The organism is Halobacillus salinarum (assembly GCF_022919095.1).
Lineage (GTDB): Bacteria > Bacillota > Bacilli > Bacillales > Halobacillaceae > Halobacillus_B > Halobacillus_B salinarum.
On record NZ_CP095073.1, the window covers coordinates 4,069,255 to 4,089,676 of the forward strand.

Genomic DNA, 20,422 nt, shown 5'->3' on the forward strand with positions numbered 1-20,422 from the left:
CATTTGGTTTACACCTAAAATTATAAGAGAGAAAGATTAATGGATTATTATGAGAATGTACCTTAGTGTAAACGTTTAAATTAGGAGATTCTTCCTAAGAATCGTCATTTTTTTCATTATTAATGAGAATTCAGCTGAATATGTCGCATATATTTGAAATTACTAGGAATTAAGGACCTGTGAACCTGAATTTTTCGCTTTACAAAATTTACTTATATTTACAGAACCATTAAATTCTCAATGGATAAAAAAAGGTTTCGCCCATTTTGAGCGAAACCTTTTTTCATTTAGTCTATACCAATAGATAAATATTTTGTTTCCAAGAAGGCTTCAATACCTTCTGATCCTCCTTCTCTTCCTAAGCCGCTTTGTTTCATCCCTCCAAATGGAGCCTGAGCTGTGGATGGAGCTCCATGATTCCAGCCGATAATTCCATAGTCTAATGCCTCAGCGAATTTCGTGCCTCGCGCCATGCTTTCTGTGAAATAATAAGCGGCCAAACCAAACGGAGAATCATTAGCTAATCGAATGGCTTCCTCATCCGATTCTATTTTTTGGATCGGTACAACGGGTCCAAATGTCTCTTCCTTCATGCAAAGCATGTCTTCTTTTGCCTCCAGAAGGAGCGTTGGTGGATAGAAAGGTGCATCTTGAACGTCATTTTGATAACCTTTGCCGCCAACTTCTGCCTTCGCTCCCCTTTTTAATGCATCCTCTACGTGACGAACTACTTTATCATAACCTGCCTGATTAATGAGAGGACCTATATCTACGTTGTCCTCCAAACCATTTCCTACCTGGAGTTCCTCAATTTTAACCTTTAGTTTGGATACAAACGCATCATAGATCCCGGACTGCACGTATAAACGATTTGCACATATGCACGTCTGTCCGGCATTTCTGAATTTGGATGCCATCGTTCCTTCAATCGCTTTTTCTATATCAGCATCATCCAGCACTATAAGAGGAGCTTGACCTCCCAATTCCAAGGAAATATTTTTGATTAGATCCGCACTTTGCTTCATAAGCAGCCTTCCCACCTCTGTTGAACCGGTGAACGTTAGTTTACGAACTTCCTCACTTGTTTGGATCGTTTCACTAAACACTTCATCTGGTGTGACCACCATATTTACGACACCACTTGGAAGGCCGGCCTCATCTGCACACTCCATTAACTTTGCCGCTGTTAAAGGAGTTTCCTTGGGAGGTTTCACAATAAATGTGCAGCCTGCTGCAAGGGCTGGAGCCATCTTTCTAGTAATCATAGCTGCTGGAAAATTCCATGGAGTAATGGCTGCAACGACTCCCAAAGGTTGTTTCAAAACTTGAATCCTTTGACCATTGCTTTTCGAAGGAATAGTCTTTCCATAGACTCGTTTGCCTTCTTCTGCGTACCATTTAACAAAGGAAGCAGCATATAAGACTTCGCCTCTAGCTTCTTTCAATGGTTTTCCATTCTCCAAAGTAATGATTCGGGCAATCTCTTCCTTTCTTTCAATGATCCGCTGATAAAATTTTTCCAAATAATTGGAGCGATCTTCTGCAGTGAATCTTCGCCATATTTCAAATGCGGCCTGTGCTCCTTCAATAGCACCAAGTACGTCTTCCTTTGTCCCATCAGGCATGGTACCAATTATTTCTTTTGTAGCAGGATTGATGATAGAGAAGGTTGCTGAGTATTTACCTGTCCATTCACCGTTTACATAGTTTAATAGATTTAATGGCTCCGTACTGGTTTTCATTAATTATCCCCCTTTAATCAATCGCCTTTATAGAAATTGTTCCGAGCACTTTCATAGAAAGTAAGTTGTTGTTGTACATACGTGTCGGTCACCGGCTGGATCGCCTTGACTATGGCATCAAACATTGCCCTTCTTGAATTTAAACGAATGGAAGTTTCATCTTTGGCATCAGGATCAACCCAGCAGGCAACAAGCAATGCAAGATCTTCAATATCTTCTTTGCTAATATATCCTTCTTTAACAGCGTCCAGCACTCCTTGGCTTAATCCGATCTGCGCCGCACCGGAAAAAAAACGTCCATATTCTTCATCTTCAAGGGTTACTTTATTCACTACGATTGTAGTGGGTCTTACAAGTTGATTTGCACCTAAGCAGGCAAGAAAAGGAACGTGTCCTTTGGACGGACTAGCCAATGAGCGAATCGTTTCTGCATAAGCATTACTTCCTCTTTCACTCAACACCACATTTATATGGACTCCATTCGGCAGATCTCCACCGTATGCTTCACCAAATTTACCATCATATTTCTTGCTCTTCACGCTCATTCTTTTCTCATCCTTTCCTCTATAATTTGGAAAATAGATTTTTCTTTAAATAGACGCATCCTTGTATTCTTTCGTCTGCTCTTTTCCGCTCACCTCCGCTATGAAGTTGTTATTTTCTCTATAAGAATTGGTTTTGTCATACGCCCATGGATTTTTGGCAATTTTCATTAAAGAACCAAACACAATTAATTCTAATAACAATGCGGGCACCCCTCCCAGGTTATTCAGCATCTTAACCCCATCAATATTAGCAAAGCTAATCATAGTCCACGAAATGATGCTGACAGTAACTCCCCAAACCACTTTAATGAGTGTAGAAGGCTCAGGATTTTCCGGGGAAATCCCGTGTGAACTGATGCCGCTCATAGCAGCATTGTTTGAGTCACAGGCAGTGACAAACGTAACGAAGACGATAAAAATAAAGAAAGGAATGATTAGTTTCGACCAAGGCAGAGCTGCAAACACGCCGTACAAAACAGTTTCCGGACCACTGGACGTAAGAAGTTCCGTCAGCCCTCCACCATTCAAATCCATAAAAACAGCGGTTCCTCCAAAGACACTTATCCAAACGGCACCAAAGATAGCAGGGAAAACAAAATTTACCAGAATCACAGTTTTCACTTTATAACCATAGGCAATTCTTCCAAGAAACAAAGAAATAATCATTGCCCAGGCAAACCAGCTCGCCCAATAGAAAGTGGTCCATGATCCCGGCCAAGAATCTTTGGATAACTCTCCGGTAAATAAACTTTTTTCAAAGAAATTAGAAAGAAAATTTCCAAATGCTTCTGTTCCTGCATTCAGCATGAAGCTTGTTGGGCCGACAATAAATACAAATATAGTAATCAGCACGAACGCTCTCATATTAATGTTCGAAAGATATCTGATTCCTTTCATTAAACCAGTAGAGGAAGAAATTACAAACGTAAACATAACTACACCAGCTACAATTGCCCATAAGACCGGGGTACTCTTAATCCCAGATACGTAATTGATCCCTCCTGATAGGTTTAATATGCTTGTTCCCATCGAAGCGGCCATTCCCGTTGCTAACGTGTACAAGGAGATCCCATCTACAAGACTACCAACCTTCCCGCTCATCACCCTTTTTCCAAGTAAAGGAACGAGAGGAGAACTTAAACTGTATGGATTTTTCATATTATAGTAAGAAAATGCAAAAACAATGGTTGGAACGGTATAAATCGCATATGGTGTGATCGTCCAATGCAGATACATTGTTGAAAGAGCAAACATTGCAGCCTCTGGAGTATGAGGCTCGATCCCTAAAGAAGCCGGAGGTTGTGATAAGTGATAAACCGGCTCTACCAAAGACCAGAATGTTAATGTTGCGATTGTGGTCGTAAGCGCGATAGCAAACCAGCTCATCATCCCCAAAGTTGGCTTCGCATCTTTTCCTCCAATTTTCACATCGCCCAATGGAGAAAAATAAGCCAGCACACATCCAGCAACCATCAATAACCCGCCAACACTAAACAACCACCCCATCTCATTAATGACCCAGTTATTTGCACTAGTCGTTACTTGAACAAACACATCTTTCTTAAAAAGACTGAGGACAGCTGCTCCAATCAACAGCAAAAACGGCGGCCAGAAAACGGCGTGACGCAACTTAGGCATAGAAGCTGCCCACTTTCTTGGTAACGCTTACATTAGGGAGCATCAATGATTGCGTTTTGAACTCAATCAATGATCGGCCAACATTCACGCAGCTGTGGTCATGGAAAGAATCAAATACTTGATTAATATCTTCGAGTTGAATACGGCTCAAGATAAGCTCATCCAATTTATAGCGACCTTCTAAATAAAGCTTCGCAATGGTAACAAAATCTCGAAAAGGCTGTATATCTCCGTAAAAACTCCCCTTTAATACTTTACCTACACGATGGAATCCTCCTGCCGGCAGGTTGACGATCATCGAAGCATTATAAGCACCAACGACTACTACAACGCCTTTTTTTCTAACCCCGTTCCATGCACTTTCGGTAGCTTTAGTGTTTCCGGAACAATCAATAGCATAGTGAACACCCATCCCCCCTGTTAATTCTTTTAACGCTTCATCTGCCTTTTCTTCTCCAACGTGAACTGTATGAGTAGCACCAAATTGTTTAGCGATTTCAAGATTTCCTGGCTTAACATCACACGCAATAATTTTAGCTGCACCTGCAATAACGGCTCCTTGGATAGCGTTGATTCCTACTCCTCCGATTCCAAATACTGCTACAGTAGTACCTGGTCTCACTTGAGCCGCATTCACAGCTGCTCCGTACCCTGTAGCCACACCGCAGCCAATTAACGAAGCTTGGGCAAGAGGCATATCATCTGGTAATTTCACACAAGACATCTCGGGAACCACAGTGTACTCGGCAAATGTGGACAATAAAGAATGGTGATACATGCGTTCTCCGTTCCTGCTCAGTCTAGTTGTCCCGTCAAGTAAAGTTCCATTAAACATTGGTCCGAATGCCTCTTCGCATAAATGAAAATCCCCTGATGTGCAATACTCACATACACCGCAGTAAGGAACCCAATTCAAGGCTACTTTATCACCTACCTTTACATGTTTCACATTCGGGCCGATTTCATGAACAATACCTGCACCTTCATGACCTAAAATCGTCGGAGTAGGAGTTTCAGGGTCGTTTAATGCGTTCAGATCACTATGACAGATGCTAGTTGCCTCTATTTTCACCAGTACTTCGTTTGCTTTTGGGCTGTTTAAATCAACACATTGAATTTGAAGCGGACTACCTACAGACTCCATTACTGCAGCTTTCATCTTCACTATTATTCCCCCTACGTACTTAATCATTAAACGTTAATGCCAGGAGATCAGCCATCACATATAAAATTGTGTTTTTTAAAATTAGTGAAGGAAAGCTTTCTATTTATAAAGCGTTTTCAACACCAAACGAAACACCTTCTTCCGTTCATAATATGAACTATTTGTTCTTTTAATGAACTTTTGAAGAAATTATATACCAGTATTTTCAAGTTGGTCAATACTTTTTTGAAATTTATGAACTTTTGTTTATGCGTGTGTGAAACGCCCTTTAATGACAAGGTTTAGTGAGTGCGCTATAATTTCAGTATGAATACTACTAAAAATCATTCCATCCAATCTGTCGTTCGAGCCGCTACTATTATCCAGCTTATCGCGGACAGTCCCACTCCTATGATGATTAATCAAATCACAGAAATAACAGACCTCAATCGAACAACTGTCTGGCGCCTGCTGGAAACCCTTGAATCCCTTGACTATGTAGAAAGAGATCCTGTGACCAAAGGATATCAACTTGGATATGCACCTTATCGTTTATTTACAAAAACTAATTTGTATGGACCATTGATTCGAAGAGCGCGTCCTATTCTTGAGAAGCTTAGAGATGAAACCAATGAAACAGTCCTTTTAAGTGTCCCTAAACACAACGGCACGCTTACCATAGATCAAATCGATGCCCCCTACAGCATCCGGGCTATTAATTATGTAAACAAGTTTTTGCCTTCACATTGCACGTCCAACGGAAAAATACTATTGAGCCGATTACCTAGTGAGGAGCTTGAGTTAATCCTGGAACGACCTTTAAAACAAGTCACCTCTTTTACCATTACTGAAACAAACCAGTTAAAAGAAGAAATAGAGTGGATTCGTAAATATGGTTTTAGTTTAACTTTAAGAGAATGGGATGAAAGCGAAAATGGAATATCCGCTGCAATTCTGGATGAGAGAGATGAGTTAATAGGATTTGTCAGTTTGTTAGGACCTTACCATCGACTCACTAAGGAAAAAATGATTGATTTGGCTCCGAAATTAAAAGATAAAGCGAACTCTATTGCCAATCTATTAAAATAACTCTTTAATTAAAAAAAGGTTGTCTGGAGTGTTACTTTCACCAGACAACCTTAAATATATGAATGATAGTGTTATCGATAAGTCATTATTTATTGTTCAAAACTTATAAAGAAGAATTTTATTAGTACCATCTCTTTCAGAAACCTACAATTGTTTTTTTACCTGTTCAGCAAAAGCAGCTCCATCGATTACTCGCTTACCGCCCCCCTGCACAAAGTTCGGTTTTCCTCCACCTTTTCCTTGAATAAACGGCATCGTCTGCTTGGCAATTTCATTCATATTTCGATCGATCTCTTCTCCCCGGGCAAGTACAAATTGCAGCTGTTCTTCCTGTTCGCTTATAAGGATGAGATAAGCATGGGGCGCTTCTTCGACAATCGTTTTTCCAAGCGACTGAAGCGTCTTGATTGAGCGGTCCTGAAACACGCGCTCTATTACTTGAGCTCCATTGCTTACTGAGATCATATCTCTCGCTTCGTACTGAAGCAATTGATCCTCAAGATCAGTAATTTTCTTATCTTTTTCCTTGCTTACTTTGACCAGCTGGTCCACCTCTTCCACCAACTGCTCCTCCGGTCTAGGAATAAGCTGTTTCATTTCGGTTAGAATTCGGTGTTTTTGTTCAAATTTAGATAGAATCCGATCTCCACAGGCAAACTCCAGGCGGACCTGTTTCTTGCTCTTCGTCCAACCTAGAAACTTTACAGCCATTACTTCTGCAGTGGACTTCGGGTGTGTCCCTCCACACCCGTTGTAATCAATCTCAGGAATAATAACAAGACGTACATCGCCCTCTACTGCAAGTGGTTTACGAAGCGGATACTCCTGAGCTTCTTCTACAGACATCCATTTAGTTACAACCGGATGATTGTGACGAATGATTTCGTTTACCCGCTTCTCCGCCTCTTGTAAAAGTTCTCCTGACAGCTTATTTGTATTTAAATCGATCGTCACCGTATCTTCTCCTAAATGAAAACTAGTGGTCGGGATCTCATACTGGTCATCAAAAACGGCTGAAATGATGTGCTGCCCGAGATGCTGCTGCATATGGTCAAACCGCCGCTTCCAGTCGATATTTCCTTCCACTTCTTCTGTACCTGCCGGAAACCCCTTCTTCACATAATGACGGAGCTCGCCCTCCACTTCTTCCACATCAATGACTTCCACTCCATCCAGCATCCCTTTGTCATAAGGCTGTCCGCCCCCTGAAGGGTAAAACGCTGTCTCTTCCAGTACTACAAAGAGTCCGTGATGATCCTCATCTATTTTTACAACTCTAGATTTAAATTCGGTTACGTAAGTATCTTCATAGTATAGCTTTCTCGTCATTGTAATTTCCTCCTAGGTTTATCTAATGGTATCGTATCATGTATAGAATAGATGAAGTAGATGATACGATTCTCGATGCAGCTAATTAGTTATATAACAAAAAGGACTTGGAGAATATAGCATTCAACAAGTCCTTTATTAGATAGAGATTAAGGTTTATTCCAATTAACTAGAAGTATTCGTATAGTGCCTTCTCTCTACAGTTACTGTGAATTAATGCTCTTTGGAGTTCGACCAGCAGTACCTCCCATGTACTTATTTAATTCCAATGGAAAGATACTTCGTTTCAAGGAAAGGCTCGATACCTTCCGCTCCGCCTTCTCGTCCTAAGCCGCTTTGTTTCGTACCCCCGAAAGGTGCCTGGGCTGCGGATGGAGCACCATGATTCCAGCCGACAATTCCATAATCTAAAGCTTCGCCGATTTTCGTACCGCGGCTCATATTTTCCGTAAAGTAATAAGCAGCCAAGCCAAACGGCGTATCATTTGCGAGACGGACGGCTTCTTCATCAGACTCCACTTTTTGCACAGGCACGACCGGGCCGAACGTCTCCTCTGTCATACAGAGCATATTTTCCTTTGCATTGATCAGCAGCGTAGGTTCAAAGAAAGGAGCATCTTGTTCGCTGGTTTGATGCCCTTTACCGCCTACAAGCACTTCCGCGCCTTTTGCCACGGCGTCTTCTACGTGACGTACTACTTTGTCATACCCCTTTTGGTTAATGAGCGGGCCGATGTCCACGTCTTCCTCTAAGCCGTTCCCTACTTTCAATTCAGCAACTTTTTCCTTAAGCTTACCTACGAATTCATCATAGATACCGGACTGCACGTAAATTCGGTTTGCACAAATACAGGTCTGGCCGGCATTTCTAAATTTTGATGCGATCGTTCCTTCTACAGCGGTCTCTACGTCGGCATCATCTAATACGATAAGCGGTGCCTGCCCACCGAGCTCCAGGGAAATATTTTTCATTGTATCCGCACTTTGTTTCATCAGCAGTTTACCAACTTCAGTGGACCCGGTGAAGGTCAGCTTGCGCACGACTTTACTCTTCTGAACCGTTTCACTGAACGCTTCGTTTGGTGTGAGAACCATATTGACCACACCGCGCGGAATACCTGCTTCTTCTGCACATTCCATAATCTTTGCTGCCGTTAATGGAGTTTCTTTTGGCGGTTTAACAATAAAAGTGCACCCTGCGGCGAGAGCAGGAGCGAGCTTTCTAGTGATCATTGCAGCAGGAAAGTTCCACGGGGTAATCGCTGCCACAACACCAACAGGCTGCTTAATCACTTGAATGCGCTGACCTTCGCCTTTCGACGGAATAGTACGCCCATAGACACGCTTTCCTTCTTCTGCATACCATTTAATGAAAGATGCCGCATACAAGACTTCTCCTCTAGCCTCCTTCAAAGGCTTGCCGTTTTCTTCAGTAAGGACTTGAGCAATTTCTTCTTTTCTCTCAATCAGTCGGGCGTACATTTTCTCTAAATACGCGGCCCGTTCTTCAGCAGAAAGCTTCTTCCATTCTTTAAATGCAGCATCGGCTCCTTCAATTGCTGCCAGTACATCTTTTTCTGTCCCGTTTGGCATCGTCCCAACTAATTCATTTGTAGCTGGGTTTATGACATCAAAGGTTTCCAGATTATCACCCTGCCATTCCCCATTAATGTAGTTTAATAGATGTAACGGACGTTCATTTGCTCCCATGATTTTTTCCTCCTCTAGTTTCTAAAATTAAGTCTTACTCCCAGCCCCGAAGCGAATGTTGATAGACTTTTCGAATGCTGTTTTCATCAAACGGCATCGGACTGCGGGCAAGCAGTCTTGTCTGCTTCGTGCCATTAATTGTTAAGCCTTCAATGTCTTCCTCTGTGATGCTGTATTCAGAAATCGACGTTGGAAGTCCTACGTCTTTTACCAACTCATGCAGCGCCTGGACGACTTCCAAAGCGACCTGTCTTTTATCTTTCCCCTCATAGGAAATCGAAAAAACCTCTCCCAGCTTATACATTTTATCTAAGGAAGAAGGACAGATCCGATGATACACATAAGGTAAAAGCACGGCGTTCGCCTCACCATGAGGAATTTTAAATAAACCTCCGAGTGGATAGGCAAGTCCATGGACTCCTGCCACGCCTGCATTGTAAAAGCTCATTCCTGCAATCAAACTTCCAAGAGACATTTCCTTACGTGCCTCATACGCTTTTGGATTCCATACCGCACTGCGGAGATTCCCTACAATCCGTGTCAACGCGTCTAATGCAAGTGAATCTGTCATTGGTGTCGCATTCACGGAAGTAAATGCTTCAAGCGCATGAGTGAAAGCGTCTACCCCGCTTGCTGCCGTCACCTTTGCCGGAAGTGAATAAGTAAATTGCGGGTCTACAATAGCATAATTGGCTAGTAAGTACTTGTTCGTCACGACATCTTTCGTATCCTCTAAAGAAAAAACAGCAATATCGGTCACTTCAGAACCTGTTCCAGCCGTAGTCGGGATTAGTACAGTTGGGATACCGGGAGAATGAACTTCCTTCGTCCCGGTTAGATTTAGATATTCTTCCACAGTCCCTTCATGCTCTGCAAGCACTGCCGCAGCTTTAGAGAGATCCATCGCGCTTCCGCCGCCGATTCCAATCACAAGGTCCGGCCCGGTCTCCCGAATTTCCTGAAGCACTTCATTTCCAGTAGCAAGCGGCGGTTCAGGAACGACATTGGTAGATAAATGATAGTGAACTCCTTCTTCTTCCAAAATGGTTTCAAGAGGTTCAGTCACTTTTAATTTTTTCAACATCGGATCGGTTAATACAAAGGCTTGTTGAACGTGCAAATCTTGTAAAATCTTCCGTAGTTGTTCAATGGCGTTTTCTCCGTGATAAATGTTTTGAGGAGTAATAAACGCATGCAATTGAGATTCTCCTTTCTAATAATAGACAGGAATCATTTTTGACGTTTCTGCGTCCATTTGAATGTTATTCCCTCAAATGAGCTTAACGACACCAATCTTTGTGATCATGCTGCTCTGCCGATCAAATTTCGTACGAAGGTTTTCAGGTCATTATATTTTACATTTATAAGAACCCTCGTGCTATCTGTGCTATATCCAATTCAACAATTCATCAGAACGCTAGTCTTTCCCATACTCAACACTGCTTCCCCGGTTCCTTATTAAATAAAATTGCTTAGCCATGTATTCCGGTGTATAGGGCATGTCATTTTTCAGCCACGCAATGATCGTCCCGATAAGGGCTGAGGAATCGTACCAAATTAAAAAATCTTGTTCAATACCGACTTTTTGAGCGTATGAATCCTTGCTTTCCATCCTCGAAACAATCCTCTCTGTTAAATAGGCTAATAAATGGTCTCTAAAGATGGGGATGTTCTTTGAAGTAAGGACAACCTTATAAAAATCAGCATTTCCAGCTATATACTCAAGAGTTTTCTCGATCACTTTCCATCCTGTCGTTTTGTTAGCTTCCTGTTTTGCGGATTCATATACACATGCAATCTCCTGAACCATCTCATCTGCCAGCTTTTCCTGCATGTCCGGAATATCCCGATAATGTAAATAAAACGTCACCCGATTAATTGTGGCACGTTCTGCGAGACGATTGACAGTGATTTTTTCAATGTCCATTTCTTTCAAGAGTTCGATAAAAGCCTCTTTCAGCAGCTGGCGTGTCCGGATCACACGAGGGTCTACTCTTTTATCCATCTAAAATCTTCCCCTTTTATTCCACTAAGATTGTAAAAATCAACTATTTAAGCTACAAAATTTAAATTTCTGTAAACTAATAAACACATGATAAATAATTGTTTGTTGTAGTCAATAGTAGGCTGTTCTATAATCTAGTTTATATTACGTTTACTATACAACATAGTGTAAATTAAATCTTCTGTGGTTATGAAAGGATGGATGGACTTGAGTGCTGCAACAGACACACATTCCATTAAGAAACTCCCTATTTTAACGATTATGATTTTGGGAGCTTTTTTTGTGATATTTAACCAGACAACCATGACGGTTGCGCTTCCGCCTTTAATGGAAGCATTTGATATTCAGGCTTCAACAGGGCAGTGGCTGACGACAGGGTATATGCTTGTTAACGGGGTTCTGATTCCGGTAACAGGCTTTTTAATGAAACGCTTTTCCACAAGACAGCTGTTTCTTTCTGCGATGTTTATTTTCCTTACTGGTACGATCGTATCGGCGGTGGCACCTGTGTTTGCTGTCTTACTTACCGGACGACTTATTCAAGCGGCTTCCACCGGGATTATTATCCCGTTACTCATGAACGTAGTGCTGTCCCTCTTCCCACCGCATAAGCGAGGTACGGCCATGGGAACGGTCGGGCTGGCGATTATCTTTGCTCCGGCAATCGGACCGACACTTGCCGGCTACATTCTTGATGATTTTCCATGGCAAGTATTGTTTTACGGCATGATCCCTTTCGTTGTAGTAATTATTATTTGTGCATTTATATTTCTTAAAAATGTTTCCGAAACAACCCAAAGTAAAATGGATTTCACGAGCTTGCTTTTATCTACGATCGGATTTGGCGGTCTTCTATACGGATTCAGTGAAGCAGGACAGCAAGGCTGGTCCAATACGGAAGTGATCGTTTCACTAGTTGTCGGCTTTGTTATGGTCGCTGTTTTCTCATTAAGACAGCTGTCTTCAAAGGAACCATTCCTTGACCTTAAGGCATTTAAGTACAACATGTTTTCCTTGACGACCATTATTAATTGCACGATTACAGTCGTCATGTATGCCGACATGATTTTGCTGCCGTTGTACTTGCAGAATGCACGCGGCTTTACGGCCTTGGAGTCTGGCGCCCTCATGCTTCCTGGGGCGTTATTGATGGGATTGATTAGTCCTGCCATCGGTAAAGTATTTGACCGGTTTGGGGTCAAATGGCTGTCTATTATCGGCATTGCCATCGTTCTGGCTACGACATACAGTTTTACAAATTTGACCGACTCGATCAGTTATACAACGCTCATCCTGATGTATGCCGGACGAAGAGTTGGAATGGCCCTGTTTTTAATGCCGCTTCAAACGGCTGGACTGAACCAATTGCCTGCCAGCCTGAACGCTCACGGCACCGCCATCTCCAACACCGCAAGACAAGTAGCCGGTGCCATCGGAACGTCTCTCTTAGTAACGATTATGACAAGCAGAACAAAAGATCATCTGCAGGAGATGGTAAGCAGCGGATCAGTGAGTGGCTCAAAAGAACATATGATCATGGAAGCATCCATACAGGGCATTAATGATGCCTACTTTGCTATGTTAATCTTCGGGCTGATTAGTTTAGTCCTTTCCTTTTTTCTTAAGCGTGTGGAACAGGCACCAGAAGAAAGTGCTGCTCAACAAGAATTGGCTGCAGAATAAAAGGAAACGAGGACAGTTTGGATATCCTGTCCTCGTTTTGGTTCTTCAAGAAAATGAAAGTGCTTTTTTCAAGGACATTCTTTCTGCTGATCATTTTACACTTTAGACTACCGTCCCTTATGTTCTGCAGCAGCTTCCTTCTCCGTGATATATTTTCTGATTTTTCTTATTGCAGACGACTGGCTTATACCAAGACTTTCTGCGACTTTATAACTTGACCCATATCGATCATAAGCTTCTAAAATTAAATAGTTCTCTAATTCTTCCAGCTTCTCCGGCAATGTATCCGCATGAGAGATCGATCCAGCTTTTATGATGGTTGGAAGCTGATCGATCGTGATTTCATTCGTATCCGATGTAATAACAAGTCTTTCAATAAGATTTTCCATTTCTCGAACATTCCCACGCCATTCATATTCATAAAATGCATTCATAACAATAGGTGAAATCTTTTTATGCTGGTGATATTTTTCATTGAATTTCCTTAGAAAATGGTGGGCCAACGGATAAATATCCTCTTTTCTATTCCTTAGTGGGGGCACATCAATGGGCACTACATTGAGACGATAGTAAAGATCTTCTCTAAACTGTCCCTCCCTCACCTGTTTTTCTAAATCCTGGTTAGTCGTAAAAATAAACCGGATATCTATATTCACGTTTTTATTATTCGTGAAAATCTGCTTCGTTTCTAACACTCTTAATAACTTGGATTGTAAGCTTAAGGACATCTCACTAATCTCATCTAAAAACAGCGTACACCCATCCGTAAGTTGTATCAGTCCCTCTAAGCTGTGCTCTGGGTTTCCAAATAATTCAGTTTCCAATACTTGCTGAGGGAGTTCCCCACAATTCACTTCGTGAAGCAGACTTTGACTTCGATCACTTACCGCATGGACTTTCTTTGCAAGCACAGTTTTTCCTACGCCTGTTTCCCCCCTGATCAATAAAGTTGCTTCGGTACGAGCAGCTTTACCCATCAACTTGATCACTTGCTGCATTCCTTTACTTTCCGCAATAACATCGGTGAAAGCAGATTCCTGAGAATTCTGCTGATGCTCTTTCAATTGTTTTTCAAGAGCGTGAATTCTTGACTTTAATTTTGTCATATCCGACAGGTCTCTAGCATAGCTGATCACTTTAATGAGGTTCCCTGTGGTAGAATCGAACACGGGTCTTGATTTGACGAACAACCGCTTCCCCTTCGTGGTCCGCTGCATAATTTCTACAGGAAGCTCTCTTTTGATGACTTCAATAGTAGCAGAAGGAGTAAAAAGCTCATCAGCCAAATCTTCAACATTTCTTCCCAATAACTTTTTGGCTGCAATCCCGTAATTCTTTTCACAGGCTTCATTTACATACAAAACAATTCCTTTATGATCCGTTACAAAAATCTCATCAAACGAATGTTCAACGATTTCCCGAAATAAGTGGTTATCTTGTAATTCGGTTACATGCATCTCATCACCTATATCCTTTTCTAGTAAAAAGTATAGCAAAGATATAGATTGGCTTAAGTGTCAATTATTTCTTGACGTGATAAGGATAATTTAGCAACGGTTTGTTCCATGGCTGCGCTGGCCAGCTTGATATCCTCCCAACTCGTTTCCTCTTCTTCGCAGTGGCTTTTGCCCCCTGTACTAGGAGTAAATACCATAACTGTCCTGCCTAAGCGATTTAAATACATGGCGTCATGCCCTGCTCCACTAAACAACTCTAAGTACTCGATCCCCTGATGACCACAGCTTTCCTTTAGAGTTTCTATTAAGGAATGGTCAAAATCGACGGGAGGCATAAAGGATAGATCTTCACAAAGGCTTAACGTGTCATCTTCGAGTGCTATTTCCCTTACTAATCTTTTTGCCACCTCCACTCGATTAAGAAGAGTCGATCGATCCGGATGCCTGATATCCATAGAAAAAGTGACTTCACTTGGAATGACATTGATTGTACCAGGCATTGTATGGAATTTACCAAATGTAACAAGTGTTTCATCATTCAAGCTGTTCACCCAGCTATTAATTCGATAAACAGCTCTAACTGCACTGAGAAGTGGATCTTTCCTATGATCCAATGGCGTCGTCCCAGCATGATCAGACTCTCCACTAAACTGAACTTGATGCCACGATAATCCTTGAATCCCCTTTACAACCCCAACAGGAATAGTTCTCGATTCAAGGACCGGCCCCTGTTCAATGTGCAATTCGATAAAGGCCTCTACCTGCTTCAGACGGTTTGTTTCTTCTCCCTGGTATCCAATTCTTTTCAATTCATCCTCAAACCTTAGCTCATTGTTATCTTTCATATCATACACATGCTGCTTTGTAAAAACACCGGTAATTGCCCCGCTTCCTAACATAGGAGTGGGAAAGCGTGCCCCCTCTTCATTTGAGAAAACTGCCACTTCTACAGGGTGCTGAAGCTCCAGCTCTCGTTCCTTTAAACTCTCCATAATCTCAAACCCTACAAGCACACCTAACGTACCATCAAACCTTCCTCCTTGAGGTACACTGTCCAAATGTGAGCCAAGAACAATCGGCCGTTTCTCTGGAAAGCGACCATTTAACCGTGCGTACATGTTTCCAAAATCATCAAAGCGGACATTGAAGTTCGCTTCTCTAGCCCACTTCATCCAAAGATCCCGTGCTTCTTTATCTAAATCACTTAAGGCGAGACGCTGGACTCCTCCTCTTTCAGTCGCACCAATCTCAGCCATTTTATTAAATCTACGCTTTAATCTCTCCACATTCATTATGCTCGCCCCTTATAAACCAAGCTTTAGAAAAAAGAATCCCCATATCACCACGGATATCCCTATAAATGCCACAGCAATTCCCATCGTTTGTTTGTACTGCTTCTTTAATTTAGCCAGCCCGTTCTTCTCAGATGCAAACGACTTAATGGTAGAAGTAGAAGAGTTAACTTTCTTCATTTCTTTGTAATAGTCAAGCTCATGAGCAGCAGGTTTGGTTGCAAAGCCAACCACAAGCAGCACAAGGGTAGATATAGCGAAAGCAATCATTAAGGCATCGATGTGAACCGGTAAATGAATGATCCCTCTGCTCGCTAATTCTGAAATAACAATAAATGAAACAACACCTGAGAGCATACTGCTAATGGCCGCTTTACTATTCATCCGCCTCCATTCAAGACCTGCGATAACCGTCGGTAGCCAGCCTACTCCAAAGATTGCACCGGCGTATATCGAAATCCAGTAAATTGCAGAAGGACGGCTGACAGCAATTAGACAAACCACAATCCCTACCACTACTTGTGCCCAGCGACCTACCTTAAGTGAATCTTTCTCACTCAAGGGCTCTTTTCTCAAGTTTTCATACAAGTCGCGAGCTAAAGCAAATCCAACAAGAACAAATAACGTAGAGGCTGTAGACATAATGGACGCCATTAACCCAGCTAGCCCAATTCCACCTAACACATCAGGAACTTGCTCTAAAAATCCAATAATCATCACATTGTCGGTGTTCTCAATTCCAGGTTGAAGCACACGCATGCCTCCAGCAGCGATAAAGACCACCACTTGCATAAACGGTGCAAAGAAAACGCCGATGACAGCAGCTTTCAAAATCACAAAATCATTTTTAGCTGGGAAGACACGTGATACAAGAGCTGGAGTACAGGAGAAGAACAGGATCCAGACGAGAAACTGGGAAATAGACCAACCTAAAGGACGTTCCTTTGCGCCTTCAATCGTCCAATATAACGGAATCGTGTCGGACAGGGCCTTCATCTCTTCAAATCCTGCTTTTCCAATAATAAATGGAGCAATGACAACCGAAATGGCAAGCATGGTAAAAAACATCAAAGTATCAGTAATGACAACTCCATACATGCCTCCAAGGGCACAAAAGATCAATAAAGCCGCTGTAAAAATAACAATCATGACAGGAAATGATATATTCGTAACTTCACTTAAAACAAGACCTGCGCCAATCAGTTGAATGACTCCATAACCTAACAACCCAACAATCATGATTAATACTGCGATCACACTTACGGTTTTATTCTTGAATCGTTTATCGAAAAAGTCAGGCATAGTCTTGCAATCGAGCGCCTTCATCTTTCGACCGATGTAAACCACCGCAATTAACGTTCCTAACCAGGCACCGAAAGACCCTAAAGCTGCAATCACGAGGGGACCTTCCGAATAAGAGGTTCCCGATATCCCAAGTAAGGTTACTGCGCTTAAATAGGTAGCAGCTAATGTACCGACAATTAACAGGGTCGTCCCTTTTTCTCCCATGACATAGAAATCATCTTTACTTTTTACCAGCCTGGTAATTCCAGCGCCTACTAAAATATAAACTGCCAGTACAGCAAAAAACACACCTGTAGTCATCTATTGGATACCTCCAGAAAGTATTTAACCATTGACCGATTTTGAATCTTGATAATCCGCTTGTTCCTCTTGTTCTCGTTCAAGTCGTTGAATCGCGGGCTTGTACTGTTTTCGTAAAATGAACATGACCACTACTGATGAAATAACCGTAGTCAAAATGCAGTTCAAGAATAAAATCAATACATCAACATTCATTACCAACACCCTCCTCTACTCGTGAAACTTCACACCATTCCAATAGGGTTTCCGCAATAATTAAGGCAGTGGCAAAAATTTTATCCATTTCAATGTACTCATTAGGGTAATGAGCCATACTCGTTTCACCCGGACCAAATACTACGGTCGGAATATTGGCAAGGGCCGTCAGTAACCCTCCATCAGTACCCCAAGGTGAAGCTTTTACAACAGGAGCTTCTCCTGTTTGAGAGTGATAAACATCCGTTAAGATACTTAAAAATGGATGGTCCTCTTCAATCTCCCCCGGCAGCCACCTCGCCCCAAACCACTCAACCTCCACAGGCGCTTCTTCAAACCAGGAATCCACCTCTGCAAGTCGGGATAAGTGGCTTTCAAATTGGTGTCTTGCGCTGCTCATTGACTCTCCAGGAGCAACCCCCATCCTACCTTTTAGAGTCACTTGATCAGGGACAGAGGACGGCCAGTTCCCACCTTCAATTTCTCCAACATTTATTGGTACTGGGATTGGATTTCCTTCATAAAGCGGGCTGTCTAGAGTTTGGTTTCTTACACTTTCTAAGTCGATAAGCGCTTCGTGCACCCTGTACGATTTTTGTATGGCACTTACCCCCTCATAACGTGTACCCCCGTGAGCGGATTTTCCATACACATGGACTTTAAACCACATAGAACCCTGCTGTTTAGGAAAAATGCGCATATTTGTGGGCTCCGGAATGAGTGCTGCATCTGCACGATAACCACGTTCAATAGCAGCTAACGTTCCTGAACCTCCGGATTCTTCTTCTACTACACTTTGAAAAATCACATCTCCTTTTAATTTGATACCTGAGGCTTGAATGGCTTCCATCGCCAGCAGAGAAGCAAGGTTTCCCCCTTTCATATCAGTGGCACCACGTCCGTAAAGCTTCCCGTCTTCCACTTCCCCGGAATAAGGGGAATCCTCCATTGATCCTGCTCCCCTTCCGGAACTACATCTACATGACCATTCAGGATAATGGACTTCCCTCCCCCATCTCCTTTCAGGACACCTACGACATTTTCGCTGCCTTTAAAGTCTGAACGAGATGCACAAAACTCCTTATGTTTGGAAAGAGTTTCATAATCGAGCTCCCACTGGTCCACCTCAAACCCTTTCCCGGCCAACCTTTCAGCAACAATTCTTTGCACTCCTGCCTCTGCTCCAGCTTTACTAGGCTCTTGAACCATTTTTTTCAACAGAGCAATATAGTGCTCTCCATTAGCCTCTATGAATGAATGTAAGCTTGCCGTATAGGACATCTCCGCTTCCTCCTTTATATATATTTTAATAATAATCAATATTCTGAATTTTATATAAAACAATATAGGGTTAAAATAAGTCAGATTTGACTCAAGGAAATGATGATTACGGTTCTCTATGTAACTATCAAAGGGAATGACTACATAAAAACAAAAGAAGGCTCAACCAAGGGTATTGGAAGAGGCCAACTTGTTTGGAACTATAACTCTCTGACAATTGCTGTGTTATTAAAAAGTGACCCGAATTTACTAAGTAATATTTGGATCGGTACCTGCTTCACTTCCTCCGTCATTTACTCCAGTTGGAGTGAATGGGCTGGTATTATTTCCTGTTTGTCCGAATTCTATCGTTTCGGAGGAAATATACAGCGCATCTCCAAAATTCACAACGCCGCCACTTATACTATTAATTCTGATTGTACCGATGATCACGCAAGCCATATTACCACTCTTTCTTAAAGTCTATAATTATATATATGGCTTTTCTTACTTACTTGTATAGGTGGTGCCTAAGACAAAAGGCGACTACCTATTAAGGTAATCGCCTTGAAATCTATGAACTCCTCCAGTTGTATTTAAAAAAAGTGATAAGCGTCTATCATCTGCATTAATTAAGGCAGGTCATTCCCCGCTGAAAGGTAAAGTTCATACCATTCTTCTCTCGTTAATTCGATAGCTGAAGCTTTGGCAATGTCCTGCATTCTGCCTTTATTCATCGTGCCGACCACCGGCTGAATGTTCGCCGGGTGACGTAAAATCCAGGCGATCGCAATCGCTGAATCTGTAACTCCCTTTTTCTCTGCTAATTCCTGCAGCTTTGCGTTTACCTCAGGAAATGCTTCATTGCCGATAAACGGCCCTTCAATCATGCCATGCTGGAATGGGGACCACGCCTGAATGGAGATATTGTTCAACCGGCAATATTCAAGCACATTGCTATCCCGCACAACGGCAGGGTCATTCTGCATATTGACGTTAAAACCTGCGTCAATCATAGGGGTATGTACGAGACTTAACTGAAGCTGGTTGACGATCAAATCCTCCGGTAAATACTTTTTCAACAGTTCCATTTGCATTGGGTTCTGGTTGCTCACACCAAAATAACGTACTTTTCCGCTCTCTTTTAATTTTGTAAATGCTTCAGCTACTTCTTCAGGTTCCATTAAGGCGTCTGGACGATGCAGGAGAAGACTGTCGACATAGTCGGTTTTTAACCTGCGCAGACTCCCTTCTACAGATTCCAGGATATGTTCCTTCGAAAAATCAAAGAAACCCTTGCGGATTCCGCACTTTGTCTGCAGCTTCATCTTCTCACGTACATCATCGTTCATGTTGATAGCTTCTGCAAAAACGGATTCTGATTCCCCTCCGCCATAAATATCCGCATGATCAAACAAATCCACACCACAATCAAGCGCATTCTCTATGACTTCCGATGCATCTTTTTTACTTAGTTTGTTCATGCGCATGCAGCCTAAAGAAATCTCGCCTACCTCCAGATCACTGCTTCCTAACTTGATTTTTTTCAAAAAAGACACCTCTTTTCTGTTGATAGCTTTATCTTAACACTGTCATGTAAGGATGACATTGAAAACGCTTCATCGTAATTAACTCTATCTTCAATCTCTTCTCCTATTAAACTTATAAATGCACGAGTGAAGCGAATGGAAGGTCTCTATGTTACGATATGTACGGTTACTACTTTGA

General features: G+C 42.1%; 16 protein-coding genes and 1 pseudogene. 2 read left to right on the top strand and 15 right to left on the bottom strand.

The genetic code is table 11. The features are described 5' to 3' along the window. Positions 1–287: 287 nt before the first annotated feature. The 4 genes from MUN89_RS20830 to MUN89_RS20845 are packed head-to-tail and all read right to left on the bottom strand — an operon-like array spanning position 288 to position 5,084. Positions 288–1,742 carry an NAD-dependent succinate-semialdehyde dehydrogenase gene (locus MUN89_RS20830; protein ID WP_244710087.1) on the bottom strand — a complete coding sequence of 485 codons (1,455 nt, stop codon included), beginning with the start codon at positions 1,740–1,742 and terminating at the stop codon, positions 288–290. Between the two features lie 17 nt (positions 1,743–1,759). Further along, complete coding sequence (locus MUN89_RS20835; protein WP_244710089.1) at positions 1,760–2,287, bottom strand: formaldehyde-activating enzyme; 528 nt, start codon at positions 2,285–2,287, stop codon at positions 1,760–1,762. Between the two features lie 45 nt (positions 2,288–2,332). Continuing rightward, the gene (locus MUN89_RS20840; protein ID WP_244710091.1) at positions 2,333–3,925 is read right to left on the bottom strand and encodes a BCCT family transporter; all 1,593 of its coding nucleotides are present in this window, start codon (positions 3,923–3,925) and stop codon (positions 2,333–2,335) included. Continuing rightward, positions 3,918–5,084, bottom strand: coding sequence for a Zn-dependent alcohol dehydrogenase (locus MUN89_RS20845; protein ID WP_244713984.1), 1,167 nt, complete (start codon positions 5,082–5,084; stop codon positions 3,918–3,920). Before MUN89_RS20845 ends, MUN89_RS20840 begins: the two co-directional genes overlap by 8 nt. A gap of 312 nt (positions 5,085–5,396) precedes the next feature. Between MUN89_RS20845 and MUN89_RS20850 the strand changes: the two genes are divergently transcribed. Further along, positions 5,397–6,158 carry an IclR family transcriptional regulator gene (locus tag MUN89_RS20850; RefSeq protein WP_244710092.1) on the top strand — a complete coding sequence of 254 codons (762 nt, stop codon included), beginning with the start codon at positions 5,397–5,399 and terminating at the stop codon, positions 6,156–6,158. A gap of 144 nt (positions 6,159–6,302) precedes the next feature. Here the strand turns inward: MUN89_RS20850 and MUN89_RS20855 are convergent, their stop codons facing one another. The 4 genes from MUN89_RS20855 to MUN89_RS20870 form a co-directional block, all read right to left on the bottom strand. Further along, on the bottom strand, positions 6,303–7,487 hold the full coding sequence (locus MUN89_RS20855) for an alanyl-tRNA editing protein (protein ID WP_244710094.1): 1,185 nt from the start codon (positions 7,485–7,487) through the stop codon (positions 6,303–6,305). Positions 7,488–7,742: 255 nt separating this feature from the next. After that, positions 7,743–9,197 (bottom strand): NAD-dependent succinate-semialdehyde dehydrogenase, encoded by a 1,455-nt coding sequence (locus MUN89_RS20860; RefSeq protein ID WP_244710096.1) that lies wholly within the window; start codon positions 9,195–9,197, stop codon positions 7,743–7,745. 34 nt (positions 9,198–9,231) lie between these two features. Beyond that, positions 9,232–10,395, bottom strand: a complete 1,164-nt coding sequence (locus MUN89_RS20865) for an iron-containing alcohol dehydrogenase (RefSeq protein ID WP_244710098.1) — start codon at positions 10,393–10,395, stop codon at positions 9,232–9,234. Positions 10,396–10,614: 219 nt separating this feature from the next. Further along, positions 10,615–11,202: a TetR/AcrR family transcriptional regulator gene (locus tag MUN89_RS20870; protein ID WP_244710100.1), complete on the bottom strand. Its 588-nt coding sequence runs from the start codon at positions 11,200–11,202 to the stop codon at positions 10,615–10,617. A 201-nt stretch (positions 11,203–11,403) separates the two neighbouring features. Here MUN89_RS20870 and MUN89_RS20875 point away from each other — a divergent pair, with 201 nt between their 5' ends. Next, a complete protein-coding gene (locus MUN89_RS20875; protein ID WP_244713986.1) occupies positions 11,404–12,885 on the top strand; it encodes a DHA2 family efflux MFS transporter permease subunit in 1,482 nt (493 codons plus the stop codon). Positions 12,886–12,992: 107 nt separating this feature from the next. On the opposite strand, the gene MUN89_RS20880 is transcribed toward MUN89_RS20875, so the two are convergent. From MUN89_RS20880 to MUN89_RS20910, 7 genes and pseudogenes are all read right to left on the bottom strand, one after another. Next, positions 12,993–14,342: a sigma-54 interaction domain-containing protein gene (locus MUN89_RS20880; protein ID WP_244710102.1), complete on the bottom strand. Its 1,350-nt coding sequence runs from the start codon at positions 14,340–14,342 to the stop codon at positions 12,993–12,995. A gap of 53 nt (positions 14,343–14,395) precedes the next feature. Continuing rightward, on the bottom strand, positions 14,396–15,634 hold the full coding sequence (locus MUN89_RS20885; RefSeq protein ID WP_244710103.1) for a Zn-dependent hydrolase: 1,239 nt from the start codon (positions 15,632–15,634) through the stop codon (positions 14,396–14,398). 12 nt (positions 15,635–15,646) lie between these two features. Next, the gene (locus MUN89_RS20890; RefSeq protein ID WP_244710105.1) at positions 15,647–17,239 is read right to left on the bottom strand and encodes a sodium:solute symporter family protein; all 1,593 of its coding nucleotides are present in this window, start codon (positions 17,237–17,239) and stop codon (positions 15,647–15,649) included. Positions 17,240–17,263: 24 nt separating this feature from the next. Then, positions 17,264–17,434, bottom strand: coding sequence for a hypothetical protein (locus tag MUN89_RS20895; protein ID WP_244710107.1), 171 nt, complete (start codon positions 17,432–17,434; stop codon positions 17,264–17,266). Beyond that, positions 17,424–18,715 (bottom strand): annotated as a pseudogene (locus MUN89_RS20900) (peptidase). Before MUN89_RS20900 ends, MUN89_RS20895 begins: the two are co-directional and overlap by 11 nt. A gap of 249 nt (positions 18,716–18,964) precedes the next feature. After that, a complete protein-coding gene (locus tag MUN89_RS20905) occupies positions 18,965–19,156 on the bottom strand; it encodes a spore germination protein (protein WP_244710109.1) in 192 nt (63 codons plus the stop codon). Positions 19,157–19,326: 170 nt separating this feature from the next. Further along, positions 19,327–20,244, bottom strand: coding sequence for an aldo/keto reductase (locus MUN89_RS20910; RefSeq protein WP_244710111.1), 918 nt, complete (start codon positions 20,242–20,244; stop codon positions 19,327–19,329). Between the last annotated feature and the right edge of the window lie 178 nt (positions 20,245–20,422).